Origin of the sequence: Solirubrum puertoriconensis (genome assembly GCF_001483135.1) — a bacterium.
Lineage (GTDB): Bacteria > Bacteroidota > Bacteroidia > Cytophagales > Hymenobacteraceae > Solirubrum > Solirubrum puertoriconensis.
Window position 1 is genome coordinate 1 of record NZ_LNAL01000003.1, and the last position, 22046, is coordinate 22046.

A 22046-nucleotide genomic window follows, 5' to 3' on the forward strand; every position below is an offset into this window, starting at 1 on the left:
ACATTGACCCTGGGCACCGCATGTGTAGCATAGGTGGGAGGCGTTGAACCGGGGCCGCTAGGTCTCGGGGAGCCGACGTTGAAATACCACCCTTGCGTTGCTTGGGGCCTAATCTCGGACGACGGGAAACAGTGTCTGGTGGGTAGTTTGACTGGGGTGGTCGCCTCCAAAAGTGTATCGGAGGCTTTCAAAGGTCCGCTCAATCCGCTTGGTAACCGGATGCAGAGCGCAATAGCAGAAGCGGGCTTGACTGTGAGGCGTACAGGCCGAGCAGGGTCGAAAGACGGATATAGTGATCCGGTGGTTCCGCATGGAAGGGCCATCGCTCAAAGGATAAAAGGTACGCCGGGGATAACAGGCTGATCTCCCCCAAGAGCTCATATCGACGGGGAGGTTTGGCACCTCGATGTCGGCTCGTCACGTCCTGGGGCTGGAGAAGGTCCCAAGGGTTCGGCTGTTCGCCGATTAAAGTGGCACGCGAGCTGGGTTCAGAACGTCGTGAGACAGTTCGGTCCCTATCTGTGGCGGGCGTTGGAATGTTGACAGGACCTGACCTTAGTACGAGAGGACCGGGTTGGACCAGCCGCTGGTGTACCAGTTGTGCCGCCAGGTGCAGCGCTGGGTAGCTACGCTGGGTCGAGATAAGCGCTGAAAGCATCTAAGTGCGAAACTCACCTGAAGATGAGCATTCCGTTCAAGAAGGTCCGTGGTAGATCACCACGTCGATAGGCCGCAGGTCTTAAGCCGGAGACGGCCAGCCGAGCGGTACTAATGAACCGAACGCTTCCGAATACCGCCTCGTAATTTTTCCGCTGCGTTTGCTGGCCGTGCGTCACAAGCCCACGGCGCCCGCCGCTTCACCAGCCGGGATGTCCGCTACGACAATGGTGGCTTTAGCCCGGGTGTTCACCTCTTCCCATTCCGAACAGAGCCGTTAAGCCCCGGAGCGCCCATGGTACTGCCTTCGCCGGCGGGAGAGTCGGTCGCCGCCAACCTTGTCCCTTGCCCGAGGCCCCCCGCGGGTTCCTGCCCTCCAGGAACCGCCGCGGCGGGGCCTCGGCTGTTTGTACCGCCCCACCGCCCCCGCCCCGGGGCACCAAGCGGGGGCAGCGCGTTCGTTGTGTGGGGAACTGTTGATCGTATTCATTCCGCCTTCTTGGGGTTGCGTAGCGCCGTGCTCGGCCTTACTGGCCCGTGAGGCTGTGCTTTCAGGATTTTTTGCCTGAGCCATCGCGCGCATGCGTGCTGGCTGCGGGCGTCCGAGCTTGGTGGCGGCAGCCTTCTGCCAAAGGGCAGTTCCGAAAATCTTCGCTACCCCAGTTGACTTACCCGTTAAGCCAGGTCGCACCCCGCAACGGAACTGGAACTGGCGTGGTGCTACAAGCAGGTTATACTGCGGTATTCACTGAAACAGCAATGCAAAAGCCCCGCGCTGTACACAGCGCGGGGCTTTTGCATTGCTGTTGATGAGCTAATAAATTCCGTTAGAACTCAGTTTGCTGAGCTTAATTATGTGGTGGCCCAGCTACGGCTTGGGTTAGCGTATCTGGAGCTAGATACGCTTGAGCTAGCTCTTGCAGCTCGGCCGCGGTTACCGCTTCCACATCTGCTACGAACCGCCCGTGAAAGTCAGCTGGCAATCCTAGTAATACACGGGTTTTGTATTTGTCAACCTGCTCGAAAATAGTACCGAGTTCGTTTAGGAATTTTCCCAAAATGTAGCTGCGAACTGTCTCTAGTTCTTCTCCCGGTATAGCTTCTTCTTGCAGCTTACGCATTTCAATATGTATCTCACGGATTGCTGCCTGTGCATTTTCAGCGTTGACATCGGAGCCAATTATCAAATTACTTCTGTGCTCCCGATGACTGATACTTGCGTGGATACCATAAGTGAAGCCTTTATCCTCCCTGATATTCTTCATTAGGCGGGAGCCAAAGTAACCACCTAGAACTTTAATAAGGAACTGCAGTTTGTGAGTGTCGGCATGAGTAGGAGCTGGCCAAACACGACCTAGTCTGAGAGACGCTTGCAAGCTACCTTCCACAGGTACGTAGTCTTCTTGCGCGGCGGTAAGCTCTGCATGTTCGGTTTGCTGGTCCTGTTCAGTATTTACAGCTGCTGAGCTACCTAATAGCTCTAGCAACAGTTTTGTATGGCTATCATCAACCTCGCCGCAAAGGAACACCTCGGCTTTGCTCAGGTTATAAGTTTTGCGGTGTAAAATGCGCGCGTCATTCGCAGAGAGGGCCAGAAATGCTTCTTCATTGAACACCCTGCCGTAAGGGTGTGCAGATCCGAACAGGTTGCGAGAAAACCGTTCTGAAGCTAGGTAACTAGTCTTCTGTCGCTCTACGCGTATGTTCTGAACGGTGCGAGTCTTAAGCAATTCAACGTCTTTGTCGGGAAAGATTGCGTTTACCAGTACATCATGCACCAAGGGCAGCAGCTTTTCTAAGTGCCGAGACAGGCAGTAGAGCGTGAGCGTAGCGCGGTCGAAGCCTTGGTCGCATTCCAAGGAGGCTCCGTAAAAAGCTACCTCGTCAGCTATCTGGCGAGCAGTACGGGTATGAGTACCATCTAGCAACGTGCGGGCTGTAAGTAGCGACACACCCGGAGATGGGTCGAACCAGCGGCCAGCCGGCAGCACGACTTGCAGGCGAACTACCGGTTGCGCATTGTGCGCAAGCACGTGCAATCGGGCGCCGTTGGGTATCTGAATAACATTGGCCGTAGGCAAATCGACCCGGCCAATTGGCCGGGTCGGAGGTGCAATTTGACGATTTAACATCGACAGTTAGTTTAAGGACGAATCGCCTGAAGTGGCGCCACCGTCGCTTGCATTACCAAAGTTGAAGTGGAGCGAAACCCGGATGGTGTTAGCCAGCGGATTGGCTCGGGAGTTAGGAACTAAGTAAGCTGCATCTACGCCAAATACCTGATAGCGCAGACCTAGGCCCAAGCACAAGTACTGCCGGTCGCCCTTTTTCGGGTTTTCGTAGAAGTAGCCTACGCGCGCCGCCAGCAAGTCGTTGTACCAGTATTCGGCACCAGCTGACAAGTTGATTTCCTTCAGCTCCTCACTGCCACCGCCTGGCGCGTCGCTGAACGAGCCTAGGATGCCGCTTACGATGGATTTGCGAGCAATACGGTCGTTCTCAGCCACAATAGCCGGATCGGAAGAATCAACCCCGTCGATGTAGTAGGGGGTAGGTACGAGTAGCTTATTGGCATCTACTGTTAGCGTAATCTTGTTGAAGGCATCCAGCTCACGCGTAATAGCGGTACCCAGCTTCAGGTTCGTGGGTAAGAAGTCGGCTTGGTCGGCACGCGTGTATGTGATTTTGTTGCCGATGTTGGAGACTGCTGCGCCGAAAGCCAGATTGTAGTCGCCTGCACCAATAGTGACATCGCGCGAGTAGTAGGCGCCTAGGTCAACGGCAAACGCATTGCCAGGGCGGCTATCAGCAATCTGACTGCCGGTGAGGTTGGAGCGAATGTAGCGCGTGGTGACGCCCACGCCTAGGTATTCGCTGAGCTTTTGCCCATAGGTGAGGCTTACAGAGTATTCCTTCGGGTTAAAGGTGCCCTCGGGTTGGTTGGTGCTGCTCCGAAAGTCGATCGAACCTAGATCAAAGTAGGTGAGCGAAGCAGCCAGAGCCGAACGCTCGCCCAGCTTTTTGTAACCCGATAGAGCCGAAATGCTCATGTCATCGGTTACGTTGCGCAGCCACGGCGAATACGAGGCCGATGCGCCATAAGGGTTGCGCAAAAAGCCCAGCTTACCTGCGTTGTGGAACGGTGCATTGGCATCGGGCGAAGTGGCGGCACCAGCATCACCTAGGGCTGCTGAGCGCGCATCGGGGCTAATGGTGATGAACGGAACCGCCGTGGTAATGGTGTTGGCTTCTTGTTGGGCCTGCGCGGCGCCAGCTGTGCCAAGCAGGGCTGGCAACAGCAAACGCACGGCCGTCGACTTCGGAGAGGGCATATGCAGAGAAAAGGTTCGGAAAAGCGGAAGGTAGAAAAAAGCAGGCAGCAGCTCAGTTAAGAAGTACCAGCTTCTCGTATTTGCTTACAGGTGCATCGCGTGAGGTGCGTACGCTGAGGCGGTACACGTACACGCCACGCGCAAGTTGGTCGTTGTATTCGTCGCGGCCGTTCCAGGTTATGGATTTGACATGCGACTCGCTTGCGGGCACATACGCGGAGAGGGTACGTACGAGTTTGCCCGAAACGGTGAAAATCTGCACTTGCACGTCGAGATCCTCGCCCGGGCGGTTGTGGTCGAAGTGAAAAGCGGTGTGAGTGGCAAAAGGGTTAGGGTAGTTCAGAATATGATCGAGCGCCAGCTTTTCGTCGCGTGCTACAATGAACTCAACTTCCTTTTCACCCGAGTTATTGAAGTTGTCCCAAGCTTTTACGCGCAGTACGTGCGGCCCAGCCGTTAGGCTTTTGAACAGGTAACGTACCCGGCCGCTTGTAAACTTGTTCAGATCGGCGGTGTAGTACTCGTTCAGGATAGTAACCTTGCTAGGGTCGTTATCAAGCGTAGCCGTAAGCTCGTGGCCAATGCCCGTACCAGCGGTATTAATTCCGCTGGAGTCGCTTAACGTAGCCAGCAGCGTAGTGTTGGGGCGGGTAAGCCCGCCGAACGCGAACGATTCCGTATCCATGGCCAATCGGATTGTAGGCGGGATAGTATCGTTGAGCCCGGTTTTGGAGGCGCCGCCGACGATAATGCGCGGGTTGGCCCCGTGGGCATCGGTATTACGCGTCGAGTCGGAAGCATACAAACTGATCTTACCCAACCCGAATCGGTAGTTGATATCCTTTGGAACTACAAATTGCACTGTAAAACGGCCGTTGCGCACGGTGGCTTGTCCATCGTACACCACATTGCGCTGTACTGCAACGACGGTAGCCGGGTTCTGATTGCCCAGCGTACGTACCGAATCAGCTTTTTCGTAAACCGTTACTTGTGCTTTCCCATTGAAATCGGTTTGCAGGGCATTACCCACCGAGCTAACTACCTCGCCTTCTAAGCGCACGCGCTGCATAGCCCGCACGGTATCGAGTGGCGTGCGAGCCGGATCGTCAGCGTCGCTGAGGCGGGTAGCACGGGCTACCAGATTAGGCATAGCCAACCGCATGGATGGGTCGCCGAGCAGGGAGAAGTTGCGGTTGTATACGTCCTCAAAATCGTTGTTTTTGCCAAAGACTACCGCGTCACCTAGGCGCGGCCAACGGCCCGTAGTGGTGCTGCGCTGCAACAGGTGCCGGTAGAAAGCATTGGCCAAGGCTTGGTTGTTCTGGGCGTACACCAAGCGAGTAGTGGTAAGCAGGCCAATAGCGCCGTTGGGCGTGTCGGTGAGCATCTGCTCGCCCGCGGAGGTAAGGCTAGGGTCGTCGTACTGAGCAAAATCGCACGTGCCGGTGAACATAAACGTGAGACGCTGCCGGTTTTGCAGCTGCTGCACCGAGGCTTCGGTAATCAGCTTTTCATCGGCCCACGCCGTAGGGCCACCGTGGCCTGCATAGCTTACAATTAAGCTCCCTTGCTCAATGGCAGCATCCAAGGCAGTGCTTGCCGCCGGCGAACGTTGCCCATCAGCAGTGCTTACCTGCGGGTACATATCGAGGTACACCTTGTTCACTTGAAAGCCCGGCTGGGTGCTTGCGAGCGGGTTGGCGGTATCCTCAGAGTTGTGGAGGTGCAGATTGTTGTCGCCGTCGTCGGCTACAAACGTCAGGCGGTTGCGCCATTTGCCTTGCGCCGGTGCTTGGTCGTACTCGATGAGCTTGCGCACTACTGCCGCAGCCATTGCCGATGCATTGGCTTGCTTGCTGGTGAAGCGCACGGGTAAGCGCCCCACGGCAGCATCCATTAGCTGCGAGCCTGCCGAGCCATCTTCGGGCCAAGCGCCTTCGTTGTCGTCGAGGAAGGCGTAGTAATCGTCGGAGCAGTAGGATACGCCTTGCCCATTGTAGCGTGGCGATACTTTGGCAAACGATTCAACAGCCTCGTAGGTGGGCACCAAGTTTTGGTTGTCGGCATCCTTAATCTGTCGATCCTTCCACCAAGCTGGTAACTGACTAGCTGCATTGCTCGCATCGGCTTTGTAGTCGTAGGAAGCATCGCCAAACAGCAGCACGTACAAGCCTGGGGTACCGCCCCGGCGGTCGTACAGCATCTTCACGAAATCGCGGATGGCGGTAACATCCTGCCCGCCCGAGCTAAACTCGTTGTAGATCTGGTTGGTGGTTACCACCGCAGTGCGGAGGCCGTCGTGCGTGCGGCGGTGGGCCGCCAAGCGTTCGGCCTCGGCCACAAATAACGGGTGCGTGATGATGGCCAGATCGACGGGCGAGGTGGCGCCGACGGCGTGTAGGTTTTGGTTTGCCACCCGGCCAAAAGCCCGTGGGGTATCGAAATTGCCGCTGAGGTTAAAGGCTGCGTACTCACGCACTTGGTTGGTGCGTGCCAGAAAGCGACCTGCAGCATGAGCAACGGTCTGCGGAGTGCGAGACTCGGTTACATCCCACAGCAAAGCGTTGCCGGCATTCTGGAGTACAAAGGTGCTTACGGCGCCAGTTGCGTTATTTTCGAGCGAGCGGAACAACAGCGGTGCATTGCCTAGGCGTAGCTGACGACGCGCTTGTACCTCCAGGTAATCGAGGTAGCCGGAGGCCGACAGATCAGCCGCCGTGCCTGCATACGTGAGTCCGATACGCAAATCGGGCCCGGCGGGGGCGCTGGTGGTGTAGGTACTCACCTCGGTGTTGGCGGCCTCTTGGTAGCAGAAGGCAGTGCCCGGGTTGCAACTTAGGTTTCGGATTACCTGCGTACCTAGGTTACTGCCGTTGAGCGCTAGGTTGAAAGAGGTAGTGCCGCCCGGCGGCAGCGCCGAAGCAGCTGCCGATGAGGTAATGAGCAAAGGGCTGCCCGCTACCAGATCAGAGATGCCCGAGAACGTAAACTCCTTCTGCAGGCCCGTATTGCTGCTGAACGTTTCGCCCAACCACTGCCGGCCCGATTTCAGCAAGTTGATGATGTCGCGCTCGTAGAAGAAGTGGTCGGTGTACTCGCGGATTTCGGCCGAGGAAGTGCCGGTTACGGCCGGAGCCGGGGCCACGCGCTTACCAAGGTTGCTGCCTACCGTCAGGAAGTAATAAGCGGTGTCGGTGTAAATGTTAAGCCGGTGCCGAAAGCGCCCACCGCTCAACTCCCAGGTGTGGGGGCCAGGCGAGTAGAAGAGAAAGTATTCGTCGTCGTCGAAGGAAGCATTATTGCTGCCGTTGTCGGCGAAGTAGATGGCGTTTTCCTCGAGGTCGTCGGGACGGGCGGCGCTGTTGGCTTGCGGCAGCATGCCCAGCCCATGGCCGTACAGCTGCAAGCGCTTGGGGTCGAGCGATTGTACGGGTAGCCCTAGGTTGCGTAAAAACGCCTTGTCGAGCTTGAACACGTTGCCATTACCCAAACTGGTGCTGGCCACGCCAATCTTAAACCACTCGCCTTGGCGCAGCACTGAGTTGGTGGCGTAGGTACGATTAGTACGTGCTTGCGCCGGGTTGCTGCCGGTGCGGTAGGAATACTCAAACGAAACCAGCTTTTCGAGCTGCCCGCTCTGCGGATTGCGGCGCAACGGAACCAAGGAGGCTACCGTAACGGGCAGGCGGTTTTCGGTGCCATAGCGCAGTTGCACTTGCGGCACTGCCCCAATGGTAGCATTACCAAAAGCGGCGGCTTCCTGTGTCGTAAAGGGGGCGTACTGCGTGGCTTGCAGCTGCACCTCGGTTATGTAGCCACCTAGGCGCAAGTGCAGGCTGGGCACGCGTTGCCCAGTTTCAAACACGGCGTTGACGAAGGTGGGTACCCGCACACCCTGGCCACCTTGCGGAAAGGCTACTCCTTGTCCGCGCCACGTTAGCTGTACCTGCTGAGTCGGAGCCTGCGCCAGAGCAGCCCACGGCCAACCCAAGATTGCAAGGATGAGAAGCGAGGTAAAAAAGCGCATGAACGGTAGAGCGGCTAATGAAGCGGGGCAGCGGCAAGCAGCGCGGCCTAGGTGTGATAAGTTGGCGCTAGGCTAACAGGATAGTTGCAGCTACAACTGCCACCCGCCCAAAATATTGTGCGGGTACTATCCGTACGATGGCCGAACCACTGAGAGCAGCACGTACAGCAAAATGATGAGCGGAACCGCCGACGCTTGCAGGAGGACTAGCAGCGCCACGGTCATAATCAAGAACACGAAACGCAGCGAATTGTCTTGCCATGTTAAGTTCTTGAATTTAAGTGCAAACAACGGTAACTCGGCAACCAGCAAACCCGAAAGCGCAAACGTAAGTGCCAGCAGCACCCACGGGTTGAGGATAATGCCACTAACACCAAACTGATCGTTGAGCAGAATGACGGGTAACGACGTAACCAGGATGGTGCACGCCGGCGTGGGCAGGCCGATAAACGAGTCGGACTGGCGCGTGTCGTTGTTGAATTTGGCTAGGCGTAGTGCCGAGAAAATGCTGACGGTAAAAGCCAAGTAAGCCAGCGAGGAATTGGACCCCGCGGTAGCATGTTGCAGCAGCTTGAACAGAAACGCGCCAGGCACCACGCCGAACGAAACCATGTCGGCCAGCGAGTCAAGGTCTTTGCCGATGGGAGAAGACACTCTCAGTGCCCGCGCCACCAAGCCGTCAAAGAAGTCGGCAATGGCGGCAATGCCGATAAGCACGGCAGCTGGCATCAGCTCTTGCCAATCGGAGGCCTGCTGAAACGCGGTGGTTTTGGTACCTAGGATGATGCTCAGCGCTACGCAACCGCACAGCAGATTGACGCAGGTAAGTGCGTTCGGAATATGTTTTTTGATTGCCATAATCAGCCTAGGGCCTAGCGCAGGAAGGGATTGGTGCGGCGCTCTACGCCAATGGTAGTGGCGGGGCCGTGGCCGGGGTACACCGTTACGTCGTCGGGCAAGGTGAACAGCTGCTCGCGGATGCTGCGGATCAGCGTATCGAAGTCGCCGCCGGGCAAATCGGTGCGCCCGATGCTGCTCTGAAACAGCACATCGCCACCAATAACTGCTTTGCTAGGGGCGTGGTAGAACACCACGTGGCCAGGAGCATGACCGGGAGCAAACCGCACCTCCAACTCGGTTTCGCCAAACTTCAGCGGCTCGCTTGGTTGTACGAAACCCGTGGGCTCGGCAGGATTGTAGTGCGGAAATCCGTACACCGGCGCGTAAGTGGGCACGGCGCGCAGGGTGGCCAAATCGGCTTCGTGAATGAGAAAGGGCGTGCCGGGCCAGGTGTCGAGCACAAACTGGTTGCCAAATACGTGGTCGATGTGGCAGTGCGTGTTCAGCAGCAGCTCTACCCGCAGGCCTTGGTCGTCGATAAATTGGCGGAGGGCCTGCTGTTCGGCGCGGTCGTAGCAGCCGGGGTCGACGATGGCGCAGGCGCCGGAGGCATCGTGCAGCAGGTAAGTGTTTTCGGAGAAGGCGTTGAACGTAAAGCCCGAAACAGTCATGCAGTCAGGAAAAGGCCAGCCCTAGGTGAGCGGCATACAAAGGGAGGGTAAGTTACGCAATCAGCAACGGAAAGTGCGTATTTTGCTAGGAATGCAAGAGCAAGCCGATTACCTGATTATAGGCCACGGTATAGCCGGTGTCACCCTCGGGTGGGAACTGCGCCGCCGTGGTTTGCGCGTAGTAGTACTTGATGAACACCAGCCCAACTCGGCTACGCGCGTGGCGGCTGGGCTCATCAACCCCGTAGCCGGCAAACGGTTTGCGCTGGCTTGGCGCATCGATGATTTGCTGCCCGCTGCGCAGCAGTTTTACCAAGCTTTGGAGGCTGAATTCGGGCGCCGCTTCTTCTACGAAATGCCCATTCTGAAGCTGTTTTCGTCGGTGCGCGAACAGAATGACGTGCTGAGCCGCTCGGCCGATCAGCCTTGGGGCGACTACGTGGCCGACCCGGCCCTAGGTCTGCCCAATGTGCCCGGTCTGCAACACCCGTTTGGGGGCTTGCAACTAAAGCACGGCGGTTGGGTTGATACCACGGCGCTGCTCGATGCCCTATGTACCCAAGGGCGCGAACAGGGCTGGTTGCGCACCGAAACTTTTGTGCCGGAGCTGCTTGTTCCCGACGAGCTAGGCGTGAGTTACGGCCGCGAGTTACGGGCCCGCTATGTGGTGTTCTGCGAAGGCGCCACGGTGGTACACAATCCGTGGTTTAGCTGGCTGCCCGTTACGCCTAACCAAGGCGAAGTGCTCGATGTGGAAGCGCCCGAACTGCCCACCGGCTACGTGCTCAACCGCGGAGCCTACGTGGTGCCGTTGGGCAACGGGCAAGTGCGCGTAGGGGCTACCTACCGCTGGCCGCCCTTCGAGCTGCAGCCCACGGCCGAGGCGCGGGCCGAGCTTACGCAGCGCCTGCACGAGCTGACCACGGTACCTTTTGCCGTGGTAGGGCAGCGGGTGGGCGTGCGCCCCACGGTGCGCGACCGTAAGCCCTTGTTGGGTAAGCATCCGGTGCATCCGGCACTGGTGGTTTTCAATGGCCTAGGTTCAAAAGGCGTGCTGCTGGCTCCGCGTTTGGCGCAAGTACTGGCCGATGCCTTAGAATTCGAAAAAGAGCTTTGGCCAGAAGTCAATATTATACGTTATCAGGCGTTGTATACTGCTGCTGCTTCGGCAACGGCGTCGCCCGCCTGAGTTACCTCTCCTCCAGCCTATACGCGGCTTCTATGATGCACCTGTCCAATCTATCGCCCCGCCTGCGTTGGGGGGTAAGCCTGCCGGCCTTGTGGCTGGCGCTGCTGGCTCCGGCCGGAGCGGCAGTAGGGCAAACGGCGCAGGAAAGCTTTGGCCGTACCCGCATTCAGTACAAGCAGTTTGAGTGGCAACTGCTCAGCACGGCCAACTTCAACGTGTACTACTACGGCGGTGGCGAGGCTATGGCGCGCCGGGCGGCCGAGTATGCCGAGCAGGAACTGCAGCGCATCACGGCCCTCATCGGGTACTACCCGTACTCGAAAACCACCCTCATGCTCTACAACTCAGTAGGCGACCTGCGCCAGAGCAATGTGGGCCTCAATGCCGATAAGTACCAGACGGGCGGCGAAACCTCTCTGCTGCGCATGACCAAGGTGCAGCTGGCTTTCCAGGGCCAGCAAACCCTGTTTAAGCGCGACCTAAGTTACCAGATTACCAAAGTGCTGCTGAACGACATGATGTACGGCGGCTCGCTGAAGGAGGTAATCCAGAGCAGCTACCTGCTGCAGCTACCGGATTGGTTTGTGTCGGGCGCCTCGGCCTACGCGGCCGAGGGCTGGAGCGTGGAGATGGACGACTACATGCGCGACATGACGCAGAAAGTCGACAAGGACAAAGCTGCGCAGTTTTTTGTGCGCAACCCCGAGCTGGCTGGCCAGAGCGTGTGGAACTACATTGCCGAGCGCTACGGCTACACCAGCATTCAGAACATTCTGAACCTAACGCGCATTACGCGCGACGTGGAAACGGGCATCAGTTCGTCGCTGAACGTGCCGTACCGCCAGTTCTTGCGCGATTGGCTGGGCTACTACCGCCAGCTGAACGCCCAGCCCGAAACTGCTTATACCCTGCCCGACGAACAGCGGCAGGTAATGCACCGCAACAAGCGTAACCTCAGCTTCAGCGAGCCAGTTATCAGCCCCAACGGCAAACTGCTGGCTTACACCGAAACCGACCGCGGCCGCTACCGGGTCAGTGTATCGAATGTAGATGGCTCGGGGCGCCATGTGGTATACAACGGCGGATATAAAACGCCCGACCAGGAAATAGACCGTCGTATGCCCGTGCTGGCTTGGCGCAACAACAGCCAACTGGCCATTGCCGAAGAAGTTAGAGGCTTGATGTCGTTGCGGTTGCGCTCCGCCGACGGCGGTGCGGTGGGCATTTTTGCTCGCCTCAAGGAGGCACTGCCCTTCGGCGACAAAGGCTCGTCGGTGCTCAACCCGTACTCGCAGGTGCACAGCATGGCCTACTCGCCCGATGGCAAGGCGCTGGCATTTAGCGGTACCCGCAACGGCCAAGCCGATTTGTATTTGTTGCGCGCCGGCAGCCGCCAGCCCGAGCGCCTCACCAACGACGTGTTCGATGATGTGCAGCCCGTGTTTATGCCCGATGGCAACTCGCTTGTGTTCAGCTCCAACCGGTGGCTCGATTCGGCTGGCACCGCCAAAGGCTCTTTCAATGCCGTCGTAAACAACTACGACTTATTCCGGTACCGCCTCGATGGCAATGCCCAGCGCATCGAAGGGCTGGTAGCTACCATCTCCAACGAAAGCCGGCCTAGGGTGCTATCGGAAAACGAGCTGCTGTACCTAAGCGAGGAGAGCGGCGTCCGGAGCGTGTACCGCTACAACCTTGCTACACGCGAGCGTACGCCAGCCACAAGCTTCCTTAACAACCTCAAGAGCTTCGATTACAACGCCACCAGCGGTGCGCTGGGGTTTGTGGCTGCTGATCGTGCCCGCGACTTCGTGTATGCCTATCCTAAGTACGAACTGCCACAAAACCTGAAGCTGAGCAAAACAGCTCGCCAGGAAATCCTGGAGGATCGTTCGGCCGCGGCAGCCCGCCCGCGCCCGCAAGCACAACCGCAGCAGCAACAAGCGGTACCGCCTACCGAGCCTGGTACCTCCGGCAACAGTACACAGCCCACCGAACCGGTTCGTAACCAAGGCGTTGATGTGAGCGACTACCAGTTCGAGGAAGATACGCCTCAGTTGCGCCGCCGCACCAATGCCCCGGTTGCCCAGCAGCCCGCACCCACTGCTCCCGACCTAGGCCTCACGGGCCCGGTACGCTACGACACCCGCTTTAGCCTCGATAATGTGGTATCGACGATTTATGCGGATCCGCTCCTAGGTATTGGTTTGGTGGGGCAAGCCTCCATGTCGGATCTGTTCGAAGATCATCGCATTCGGGCCGGCATTTTTGCGCTTACCGATTTGCGCACCAGCAACCTGTTTGCCGAGTATACCAACCTCAAGCACCGCTACGACTGGAGCATTGGCTTTCAGAAGCAAAGCAACTACGTGCAGCTCGAGGAAACCGGCGCGCAAGTGCGCATGGGCCGCTACGAGGTTACGCCCGGTGTGTCGTACCCCCTCACGCACAACCTCAGCGTGCGGGCTAATTTGCGCTACGTAGCCAGCACCATTTCATTCCTCGACGACATCTCGCGCGGCGACCAGCGCGAGCATTACTACGGGGGCAGCGGCGAGCTGGTGTTTGATAACTCGGTAGCCACCGGCGTAAACATGCTCGAAGGTTCGCGCATGAAAGTGGGTGTAATGAAACTGCGCGAGTTCAACGACTCCGACGGCGACTTCGGCAAGGTATACGTTGACTTGCGGCACTACCAGAAAGTACACCGCCAGATTATATGGGCTAACCGGGCTTCGTATGGGCAATTCTTTGGCAGCTCGCCCAAGCAGTTCCGCCTAGGTGGTATGGACAACTGGCTGAATGCCCGCACCGACGATTTCCGCGACGTGCGCCCGCAAATTGATGCTTCGCCCACCGATTTCTTCTACCAGCAGTTTGTAACCAACCTACGCGGCTTTAACTACAACACGCGGTCGGGGCCCAAGTACGTTCTGTTCAACTCGGAGCTGCGTGTGCCCATCATTCAGTACTTCTCGCGTAAGCCCATTTACTCCGGCTTCTTCCGCAACCTACAGCTGACAGGTTTTGTGGATGCGGGCACGGCTTACCGTGGCTCCAACCCGTTCAACGTCAACAATTCCTTCAACACGCGTCCGTACGCCGGCAACGACAACGCCTTCTCGGGCACCGTTACCAACTTCCAGAACCCCTTTTTGGTGGGTTATGGGGCAGGGGCCCGTACCACGCTGCTGGGCTTCTATGGCAAGCTCGATGTGGCTTGGGGCCGCGAAAACGGTCAGGAAAACGGGCCGAAGTTCTACTTCACGCTCGGTTACGATTTCTAGTAAACATTCTCTCTAGCTCAACAGCATGCACTGCCCGGCCGCAAGGTTGGGCAGTGTTGTTTAGGGCCTAGGTGGTTTGGCAGCAGGCAGGGTGGCCAGCTAACAAGAGGAGCCTCAAGCAGCGTAGCACAATTGGGTGAGGTGCTTTGTCCAGTACCAATTCTGGCCCAAGTAGGCGGTCGAGTCATTCACATATTCAGGCTATACCAACCCCTTTCCGCGCGTTGGGTTGTATCTTTGCACTTTCGCTTACCCACCGACCGGCCGTGCAGCTGTTACGCGAGATTTGGTATCTGATGCAGAAGGACTTCCGCCTGGAATGGCGGCAGCGCTCAGCCCTCAATGGCATGTTGCTATATGTGGGTAGCACGGTGTACGTATGCTACTTGAGCTTTGTGCGCGGTGGCCAGTTGCCGGCTCCAGCCTGGAATGCGCTGCTTTGGATTATTCTGCTCTTCACCGCCATCAATGGGGTAGCTAAAAGCTTCCTGCAGGAAAGCCGCGGGCGGCTGCTCTACTACTACACCCTGGCACGGCCCGAGGCCGTTATTCTGGCCAAAATAGCTTACAACACCTTGCTGCTGCTGGGCCTTGGGCTAGTGGCATTTGGCGCATACGCCCTGATACTCGGCAATCCCGTGCAGGATGTGCCGCGCTTTACGCTCGTAGTTGCTCTGGGTGCAGTGGGGTTTGCTACATCCCTCACCCTTATTTCGGGAATTGCGGCCAAAGCGGCTAATAGCAACACCCTTATGCCGGTGCTGGGTTTTCCGGTGGTCATTCCCATTCTGCTTCAACTAATCAAAGCCGCCAAAAACGCACTCGACGGCCTCGATGCTTCGCCGCAACCCTTATACATGCTCATGGGATTGAGCCTGCTGGTGGTGGCAGTTTCTTATTTACTCTACCCGTTTTTGTGGCGCACTTAATGCGCTAAGCTCTTATGAGAAACGCTTGGTGGAAAGTTCTGACGGTGGTACTGCTGATTTACTCAGTAGTGATGGGCTTGCTGGGTACTGTGCCCAGGCTGGCCATTCTAAACGAAACCATCCGGAACCTGTACTTCCACGTGCCGATGTGGTTCGGCATGACAATCATTCTGTTTGCCTCGGTAGTGTACTCGGTACTGTACCTGCGCAAACCTTCCGATCGGCTCGATGTATGGGCGTACCAAACGGCCCGCACCGGTATCGTGCTGGCGGTACTAGGCTTGGCTACCGGAAGTGTGTGGGCCCGCTTTACGTGGGGCACTTGGTGGACGTCGGACCCGCGGCTCAACGGAGCGGCGGTAGCTGTGCTGATCTACGGCGCCTACCTGGTGTTGCGCTCCTCCATTGTCGATGAGCAACAGCGGGCCCGTATCTCGGCCGTCTACAACATTTTCGCCTTCTGCGCGGCCATTCCGCTGCTGTTCATTTTGCCACGCCTCACCGATTCGCTACACCCTGGGGCTGGTGGCAACCCTGGCTTCAGCCAGTACGACCTCGACAATAACATGCGGTTGGTGTTTTATCCGGCCGTGATTGGCTGGACGCTCCTCGGCGTCTGGATTACGAACGTGTCGGCTCGCCTGACCTTCGTTAAACACAAGCTCTATGAAAAACAATTGGCTTAACCGCTTAGGCCGTCGCGCCCTGTTGGTCCTGTCGGCCGTGTTGCTGCCACTACTGCCCGCACTCGCGCAAGAAACCACCTCGCCCGAAATGGCCGATCAGCTACGCCAAGATGGCAAGATCTACGTGGTGGTAGCCGTGGTTGTAGTGATTTTGGTAGGCTTGCTGCTCTACTTGTTGTCGATCGACCGCAAGGTGAGCCGCTTAGAGCGCGAGCTGCGCGACTGATAAAAATCATTTCGATGGTGCGGATTTTTTCCGCCCTTCGTGGTTGTTCAAAGAGGGCTGGCTGCCGAGCAGTTGGTCCAATTTTCCGGCTGCTTTTCTAGGTAAGCACCATGAAAAAAACACATTTATTAGCCCTTGTGGTTATTGCCCTAGCCATCGGCATTGTGATGGCAACCGCTGGTGATGCCAGTGTGTACGTGTCGTTTAAGGAAGCGAAAGAGCTTGCTGCCGACGGCGACCTGCGCAAGGTGCACGTAGTGGGCCGCCTGCCGCACGACGCAGGCAACAACATCGTGGGCATGCAATACAACCCCACGCTCGATCCTAACTATTTCACTTTCGTGCTCGTCGATACGAACCGCGTGCACCAGCAAGTGGTTTACTTCAACCCTAAGCCCCAGGATTTCGAGAAATCGGAGCAGGTGGTAATTACCGGCAACATGCGCAACGATGTGTTTGTGGCCGATAAGATCCTGTTGAAGTGCCCCTCGAAGTACGTGGAGAACGAGGTGAAAGGCGCTACCGCCGCGCGCTAAAGCGGCAACCATTGAACTTGGCCAGCTGAGCCCGCGCCGAAGCAGCGCTGGGCCAACCGCTCCTAGTTCAGGATTCAGATACAGCATTCCAAGAGAAATGAGCATCGGCGACTGGGGACATTTAAGCGTTATCGTAGCCTTTGTGGCGGCGGTAGTGTCGGCGTTAGGATATTATATGGCAGCGCGGGGCCGGGCGCTGGGCGAAGCGGATACGGCTTGGCTGAAGCTGGGCCGTGGCGGCTTTGCTGTACACAGCCTGGCTGTGATTGGCGTAATCGTAACGCTATTTGGCATTATTTACGGCCACCGCTACGAGTACTACTACGCTTGGTCGCACTCCAGCAACCACTTGCCGGTGCATTACATGATATCCTGCTTCTGGGAAGGGCAGGAGGGTTCATTCCTGCTCTGGATCTTTTGGCACGTGCTCCTAGGTGCAGCCCTGATGCGCATGGCGCGGCAGTGGGAGGCACCCGTAATGGCTGTGTTTGCGGGCGTGCAGCTTTTCCTGATGTCCATGATTTTGGGCGTTACGGTAGGCTCGCTCAAAATTGGCTCGTCGCCGTTTATTCTGATGCGCGAGTTCATGCCCGATCTGCCGGTGTACAAGCTTAACCCTGATTGGGTACCCCAAGATGGTAAGGGCTTGAATGCACTGCTGCAGAACTACTGGATGGTGATTCACCCGCCCACGCTGTTCTTGGGCTTTGCCCTGACGCTGGTACCGTTTGCTTACGCCATTGCCGGCCTCTGGAAGGGCGAACTGACGAAGTGGGTACAGCCAGCCATCCGGTGGAGCCTGTGGGGCGGTGGCGTACTCGGTATTGGCATCATGATGGGTGCTTACTGGGCCTACGAAACCCTGAACTTTGGCGGATACTGGAACTGGGACCCCGTTGAGAATGCCGTGTACATTCCGTGGCTGGTGCTGGTTGCCGGTTTGCACGCCTTGGTGTTGTGGCAGCGTGGCCGCACTGGTTTGCGTACTGCCTTTGCTTTGGTAGTAGCTACATTCCTACTGGTACTCTACGCCACCTTCCTCACGCGTAGCGGTGTACTGGGCAATGCATCGGTACACTCCTTCACCGACCTAGGCCTCTCGGGCCAGCTTATCCTCTACTTGGCAGCTTTCGTAGTGCTGAGCATTGGCATGCTTGTATGGCGTTGGAAGAGCATTCCGGTATCGGAAAAGGAGCTGACGATGTACAACCCCGAACTGTGGGTGTTCATTGGAGCTACGGTATTGTGCCTAGGTGCCTTCCAGGTGTTGGTTACTACCAGTATTCCGGTATACAATGCCTTCGTAGGCTTCTTCGGCGTTAAGTCGAACCTGGCTTTGCCGGCCGATCAAATTGCCCACTACACCAAAATCCAGCTCTGGATGGGCGTAGGCGTGGCAGTGCTTTCGGGCATTGCGCAGCTGATGTGGTGGCAGAAGAACGACAAGGAAAGCGTTAGCAATACGTTTACTATCCCGGCAATGCTCACGCTGCTGGGTGCTGCGCTGGTGATTTTGTTGGTGCGCCAGAATGGCCACCAGATGACACTGCCTTACATTGCCTTGCTTACTACAGGCTTGTTCGGAGTGTTGGCTAACCTCGGAATGCTGCTGCAGTTGCTGCGCCGCAAAGTGAGAATTTCCGGCGGTGCGGTATCGCACATAGGGGTTGCGCTGATGCTGTTGGGTATTCTGGCTTCGGCAGGTTATTCCAACATCATTTCCAAGAATACCTCGGGTTTGCTGTACTCGCGCGAAATGCCCGAGGAAATCAACCGCGACAACGTGCTCTTGTGGCGCAACGACGCCACCAAAATGGGCCCCTACGAACTCACCTACACCGGGCAGTACTTTGATGTGCCCAGCGTACCCGAGTACGTGAACAAAGAGCTGCTCTTCCCGGTGATGAACGACGAGTACAAAGCCGTAGCTCGTGGCGAAATCAAAGTAGGCGACAAGTCGTACTACAAAGCCGGCGATACGCTCGAGATTCGTCCCGAAGACACGTACTACCGCGTGGTGTACAAGCACAAGGATTCGGGCGAAGATTTTGTGCTGTTCCCCCGTGCGCAGGTGAACGAGGAAATGGGTGGCCTGCTAGCGTCGCCCGACATCAAGCTGTTCTGGGACCACGACATTTACTCACACGTGTCGTCGGTGCCCGATCCGACTAAGGAAAAGGATTGGAGCGAAGCCAAGGAGTTCACCGTATCGATGAATGACACCTTGTTCCTGAACGACTACTTTGCCGTATTCAAAAATGCCGAGCCCGCGCATAACACCGCTGGCCTAGGCTTGGGTAAGGGCGATATTGCCGTGCAGGGCGACATTATCGTGTACGGCGAAAAGGGCCGCCAGTACCACGTACACCCAGTGTTTGTGGTACGCAATGGTGGCATGGTTGGCCGCGTGCCCGATGAGATTGAGGACCTAGGGCTTCGCATCACCTTGGATAACATCGACCCGCAAAAGGGCAAGTTCACCTTCGGCGTAAGCACCACTCAAAAGGATTATGTCATCCTCAAGGCGATGGAGAAACCTTTCATCAACCTACTGTGGAGCGGAACCCTGCTGATGGGCTTTGGTTTTGCCTTGGCTATCTATCAGCGTGGCCGTAAGCCCAAGCCGGCACCTGCCGTTGCCAAAGCAAGCAAGAAACAGGTGCAAGCTGCATAACGATAGCGCTAAAGCAAAAAGACCGGTGGTCACTTGGCCACCGGTCTTTTTGCTTTAGCGCTATGCAACTCGCGGATACTAGTGGCGAATGGAGATGTTGCGCACCATGTACTCGCTGCCCTTCGTCACTTTCAGGGTGTGAATACCGGCGGCTAAGTGCGAAAGTTCGAGCTTGTTCTCGAAGTTGTCGCGCGCTGCGCTGCTGTACACCCGCTGACCTAGGGAGTTAAGCACCTCTACCTTCAAGCCTTCCTTGGCATTGGCGCCGCGCACATCCAGCGAGAAGCTACCATTGCTGGGGTTGGGATACACGCTGATGGAGCGGTCAAGCACCTTTGAGACACCAGTGGTGGTGTTCATAACCGCCTCGATGATAAAGGCGCCCAAGTTCGATGGAGCTGTGTCCTGGAGGTTGTAAGCGGTAGTAGAAGCTGGGTCGAATGGCGAAACGAAAAAGAAAGTACCCGGGCGAGTGGGGATTTCTGAAGTTGTGCCCATTGGGAAATAGGCGCTGCCACCCACTGGTACCGAGCCCTGAACCAGACCTACGTAGAAGTTTCCGGCAGGGATTGTCAGGGGTGTAGGCAGGTTAAATGTCTTCAGAGCAGATATGTCGTTCGCAACAGCTACATAATCCGGCGTGCGACCCAGCAGAGCACCGTTAGCGTCTAGTACAACTGCGTACAACGTCCGGCCAATGGTATTGGGATCTTCGAGATATACCCGAACTGCCGTTACCGCTTGTGGCGCGTTAGTATTGTACTTGGTGAGCAGCGCAGCTCTGGGGTTTGGAGAAGTGGCAGTAGCAACCGTATTTCCGCCTACACCACCACCAGCCGGACCGTTGATATCGGCTGCACCGAATATGTTATCGGTTACCGTTTGCGTAAATGTTTTGGTGTTGTTGAGGGGTTGATCGTCGTTCGGTACAGTTGCAGTGATGGTGCTGTTGCCTAAGCTGCTTGGCGTATAAGCAGGAAAGGACACTACAGTGCTGCCGTTGATTGGCAGCGAAGCAATCTGCTGCGTGTTGCTATAGGTTGTGGCGCCAGAAATAGTAAGCGTAACCGGGATGTTGGCTTGAGCAGCACCACCGGAGTTGCGCACCACCACCTGCACCGTGTGGGGTGTTGCTAGCCCTCGAGGCAGCTTTCCAAGGGCGTAGATGGCTTGAACCTCGATTTCATTTGGCGGCGCTGGGCGGAAGCGATAGGTCCGACCGGCGTTGGGCGGCGCCACATTGCGCACAAAGTGTGCAGAAAGTGTGTTGCCCGTAACACCAACGAAAGTAGTAGTGCTCCATGGGTTAGCGCTGCTGGTCTTGGAGGCAAGTAGGCTGCCCAAAGTAGCATTAGCTTTCAAGCCGATGAGAAAGGGCTGACCCGATGGAGCCGCTACGCCACTAGAAGTCCAGGTGCCGTAAACGAAATCTATGTTGTTGGTGCCTTCGTACAGCTTTATCTGGAACTGCATGGCACTAAACTGGCTAGGAATAGTAGTTGTGCCAGACGTCGTAGTTTTGTCGGATACATTCTTGTACTGAATCGTGCACACGCGGCTACCTGCGGCCCCGGTGGTAAATACCCGATACTCCGTTGGGGTGCTTGCTTGGTTAGCAGCACCTTGTAGATCGATACCGCCAGCTACGGAAATGATGTTTACATCAGCCGGGCTTGTGGTAAAGAAGTTAAATAAATTTGGCGCTGAAGGAGCGGTATTGCCAAGCTTGATAAAACCGTTCGTATTCAGTACAAATTGAGAGAACGACTGCCCTGCATAGTTGAAAGTAAATCCAATCTCTTGAGGTGCTGAATTGTCGTCGTCGGTATTTGCGGTGGGTATAACCGTACCATCGGTACCCAAGTCGGTGTAGGTACCGTTTAGGTTTTGCGCAAAAAGCGACGTGTAGTTTAGGCTTTGCGCTTGCGCCGCTATGCCGGATAGGCTAAGCAGACCTAGCAGCGCTAAACCGCGCCAGCTGCAAACGCGGGCGATGTTGGTTGAAAAAGGCATGAAGAAGAGTAAGGGTGTGTAATACGGCCGAAAAAAAGTGGGTGAAAAAGCTTTTTTGAAGCTGTTAAAATTTCAGTTCTCAAAATGCGAAACTTTAACCCAAAACCCACCTCAACTAGTCAAATACTTTGAATTATTCCCTCCGAATAGCATTTATAGGGGCCGGGAGAGTGGCTGGGCACTTGGCTCCTGCTTTGGTGCAGGCAGGCCACCAAGTTGTGGCAGTATGGAGCCGTACTCTATCAACTGCTCAGCAACTGGCGGACAAAGTAGCCGCTACTGCTCTGCACGGCGACAAACCTGATTTTGCAGCCGTGCAGGCAGATTTGTACCTGTTGGCGGTGCCCGACGATGCAGTGCCTACCGTGCTGCAGGCGTCAAAGTGGCCATCCGGAGCACTGGTAGCACATACTTCCGGCGCGTTGCCCCTAGGTGTATTTGCCGGTTATCCACAGATAAAAGGTGGAGTGTTCTATCCGCTTCAAACGTTTAGCCCCGGGCGTGCACTTACCTGGGATGCCGTTCCATTGTGCCTCGAAGCAGCCGATGCAGCGGGGTTTGCAGTACTGGAGGCGGTTGCTCGTTCTTTAAGCCAGCGGGTATTGCGGGTGCCTTCAGCAGCACGCCAACAGCTACATGTAGCGGCCGTGTTTGCATGCAACTTCACCAACCATTTGCTGGGCATTGCTGATGCGCTGTTGGCCGGCGCCGATTTGCCCGCCGATATACTTGCGCCGCTCGTGCGCGAAACCATTGACAAAGCGCAAAGCAACCCGCCCTTTGCAGTACAAACCGGGCCTGCCATCCGGCGCGATGCTTCTACCATTGAGGCGCATACCCAGGCCCTAGCCACGCACCCCACTTGGCAGTTGCTGTACCAGCAGCTTACGGCTAGCATTCAGCAAGCGGCCGAAACGGGCCGGCAGGCGTAAACATCTGAGCGGGTTCAGGCTTTATGGAAAGGCGTGCGTACCTTCGC

The 22046-nt window shown here is 56.7% G+C and carries 14 protein-coding genes and 2 rRNA genes; 10 read left to right on the forward strand and 6 right to left on the reverse strand.

What is annotated here, in order from left to right:
- Both ASU33_RS00375 and rrf read left to right on the forward strand, forming a co-directional pair.
- Positions 1-793, forward strand: a 23S ribosomal RNA gene (locus tag ASU33_RS00375); the annotation flags it as partial.
- Positions 794-883: 90 nt separating this feature from the next.
- A 5S ribosomal RNA gene (rrf, locus tag ASU33_RS00380) occupies positions 884-995 on the forward strand.
- 510 nt (positions 996-1505) lie between these two features.
- Here the strand turns inward: rrf and ASU33_RS00385 are convergent.
- The 5 genes from ASU33_RS00385 to ASU33_RS00405 all read right to left on the reverse strand — a co-directional run bounded on the left by ASU33_RS00385 (position 1506) and on the right by ASU33_RS00405 (position 9527).
- Positions 1506-2789, reverse strand: a complete 1284-nt coding sequence (locus ASU33_RS00385; protein ID WP_078062748.1) for a M16 family metallopeptidase — start codon at positions 2787-2789, stop codon at positions 1506-1508.
- A 6-nt stretch (positions 2790-2795) separates the two neighbouring features.
- Positions 2796-3989, reverse strand: coding sequence for a type IX secretion system outer membrane channel protein PorV (gene porV, locus ASU33_RS00390; RefSeq protein WP_059067032.1), 1194 nt, complete (start codon positions 3987-3989; stop codon positions 2796-2798).
- A 52-nt stretch (positions 3990-4041) separates the two neighbouring features.
- On the reverse strand, positions 4042-8016 hold the full coding sequence (porU, locus tag ASU33_RS00395) for a type IX secretion system sortase PorU (RefSeq protein ID WP_059067034.1): 3975 nt from the start codon (positions 8014-8016) through the stop codon (positions 4042-4044).
- A 126-nt stretch (positions 8017-8142) separates the two neighbouring features.
- A complete protein-coding gene (locus ASU33_RS00400; RefSeq protein WP_059067035.1) occupies positions 8143-8874 on the reverse strand; it encodes a CDP-alcohol phosphatidyltransferase family protein in 732 nt (243 codons plus the stop codon).
- Between the two features lie 14 nt (positions 8875-8888).
- Positions 8889-9527: an MBL fold metallo-hydrolase gene (locus tag ASU33_RS00405; protein ID WP_059067038.1), complete on the reverse strand. Its 639-nt coding sequence runs from the start codon at positions 9525-9527 to the stop codon at positions 8889-8891.
- A 91-nt stretch (positions 9528-9618) separates the two neighbouring features.
- On the opposite strand from ASU33_RS00405, the gene ASU33_RS00410 reads away from it, so the two are divergent.
- The 7 genes from ASU33_RS00410 (at position 9619) to ccsA (ending at position 19054) form a co-directional block, all read left to right on the forward strand.
- Positions 9619-10716 (forward strand): NAD(P)/FAD-dependent oxidoreductase, encoded by a 1098-nt coding sequence (locus tag ASU33_RS00410; protein ID WP_059067040.1) that lies wholly within the window; start codon positions 9619-9621, stop codon positions 10714-10716.
- Positions 10717-10748: 32 nt separating this feature from the next.
- Positions 10749-14003 carry a PD40 domain-containing protein gene (locus ASU33_RS00415; RefSeq protein ID WP_059067042.1) on the forward strand — a complete coding sequence of 1085 codons (3255 nt, stop codon included), beginning with the start codon at positions 10749-10751 and terminating at the stop codon, positions 14001-14003.
- 296 nt (positions 14004-14299) lie between these two features.
- Positions 14300-14932 carry a heme exporter protein CcmB gene (locus ASU33_RS00420; RefSeq protein WP_059068261.1) on the forward strand — a complete coding sequence of 211 codons (633 nt, stop codon included), beginning with the start codon at positions 14300-14302 and terminating at the stop codon, positions 14930-14932.
- Positions 14933-14946: 14 nt separating this feature from the next.
- On the forward strand, positions 14947-15618 hold the full coding sequence (locus ASU33_RS00425) for a cytochrome c biogenesis protein (protein ID WP_059067044.1): 672 nt from the start codon (positions 14947-14949) through the stop codon (positions 15616-15618).
- Positions 15599-15844: a CcmD family protein gene (locus ASU33_RS00430; protein WP_059067047.1), complete on the forward strand. Its 246-nt coding sequence runs from the start codon at positions 15599-15601 to the stop codon at positions 15842-15844. Before ASU33_RS00425 ends, ASU33_RS00430 begins: the two co-directional genes overlap by 20 nt.
- Positions 15845-15954: 110 nt before the next feature.
- Complete coding sequence (locus tag ASU33_RS00435; protein ID WP_059067049.1) at positions 15955-16380, forward strand: cytochrome c maturation protein CcmE domain-containing protein; 426 nt, start codon at positions 15955-15957, stop codon at positions 16378-16380.
- A gap of 97 nt (positions 16381-16477) precedes the next feature.
- Positions 16478-19054 carry a cytochrome c biogenesis protein CcsA gene (ccsA, locus tag ASU33_RS00440; protein WP_059067050.1) on the forward strand — a complete coding sequence of 859 codons (2577 nt, stop codon included), beginning with the start codon at positions 16478-16480 and terminating at the stop codon, positions 19052-19054.
- Positions 19055-19132: 78 nt separating this feature from the next.
- On the opposite strand, the gene ASU33_RS00445 is transcribed toward ccsA, so the two are convergent.
- The gene (locus ASU33_RS00445; RefSeq protein ID WP_059067053.1) at positions 19133-21067 is read right to left on the reverse strand and encodes a T9SS type A sorting domain-containing protein; all 1935 of its coding nucleotides are present in this window, start codon (positions 21065-21067) and stop codon (positions 19133-19135) included.
- A 128-nt stretch (positions 21068-21195) separates the two neighbouring features.
- Here ASU33_RS00445 and ASU33_RS00450 point away from each other — a divergent pair, with 128 nt between their 5' ends.
- Complete coding sequence (locus tag ASU33_RS00450) at positions 21196-21999, forward strand: Rossmann-like and DUF2520 domain-containing protein (protein ID WP_078062749.1); 804 nt, start codon at positions 21196-21198, stop codon at positions 21997-21999.
- The last annotated feature ends 47 nt before the right edge of the window (positions 22000-22046 follow it).

What these genes read in the sequence shown, in the direction of transcription:
- ASU33_RS00385 (WP_078062748.1), bottom strand. Translation starts at nt 2,789, where the DNA reads ATGTTAAATCGTCAAATTGCACCTCCGACCCGGCCAATTGGCCGGGTC.
- porV (WP_059067032.1), bottom strand. Translation starts at nt 3,989, where the DNA reads ATGCCCTCTCCGAAGTCGACGGCCGTGCGTTTGCTGTTGCCAGCCCTG.
- porU (WP_059067034.1), bottom strand. Translation starts at nt 8,016, where the DNA reads ATGCGCTTTTTTACCTCGCTTCTCATCCTTGCAATCTTGGGTTGGCCG.
- ASU33_RS00400 (WP_059067035.1), bottom strand. Translation starts at nt 8,874, where the DNA reads ATGGCAATCAAAAAACATATTCCGAACGCACTTACCTGCGTCAATCTG.
- ASU33_RS00405 (WP_059067038.1), bottom strand. Translation starts at nt 9,527, where the DNA reads ATGACTGTTTCGGGCTTTACGTTCAACGCCTTCTCCGAAAACACTTAC.
- ASU33_RS00410 (WP_059067040.1), top strand. Translation starts at nt 9,619, where the DNA reads ATGCAAGAGCAAGCCGATTACCTGATTATAGGCCACGGTATAGCCGGT.
- ASU33_RS00415 (WP_059067042.1), top strand. Translation starts at nt 10,749, where the DNA reads ATGATGCACCTGTCCAATCTATCGCCCCGCCTGCGTTGGGGGGTAAGC.
- ASU33_RS00420 (WP_059068261.1), top strand. Translation starts at nt 14,300, where the DNA reads ATGCAGAAGGACTTCCGCCTGGAATGGCGGCAGCGCTCAGCCCTCAAT.
- ASU33_RS00425 (WP_059067044.1), top strand. Translation starts at nt 14,947, where the DNA reads ATGAGAAACGCTTGGTGGAAAGTTCTGACGGTGGTACTGCTGATTTAC.
- ASU33_RS00430 (WP_059067047.1), top strand. Translation starts at nt 15,599, where the DNA reads ATGAAAAACAATTGGCTTAACCGCTTAGGCCGTCGCGCCCTGTTGGTC.
- ASU33_RS00435 (WP_059067049.1), top strand. Translation starts at nt 15,955, where the DNA reads ATGAAAAAAACACATTTATTAGCCCTTGTGGTTATTGCCCTAGCCATC.
- ccsA (WP_059067050.1), top strand. Translation starts at nt 16,478, where the DNA reads ATGAGCATCGGCGACTGGGGACATTTAAGCGTTATCGTAGCCTTTGTG.
- ASU33_RS00445 (WP_059067053.1), bottom strand. Translation starts at nt 21,067, where the DNA reads ATGCCTTTTTCAACCAACATCGCCCGCGTTTGCAGCTGGCGCGGTTTA.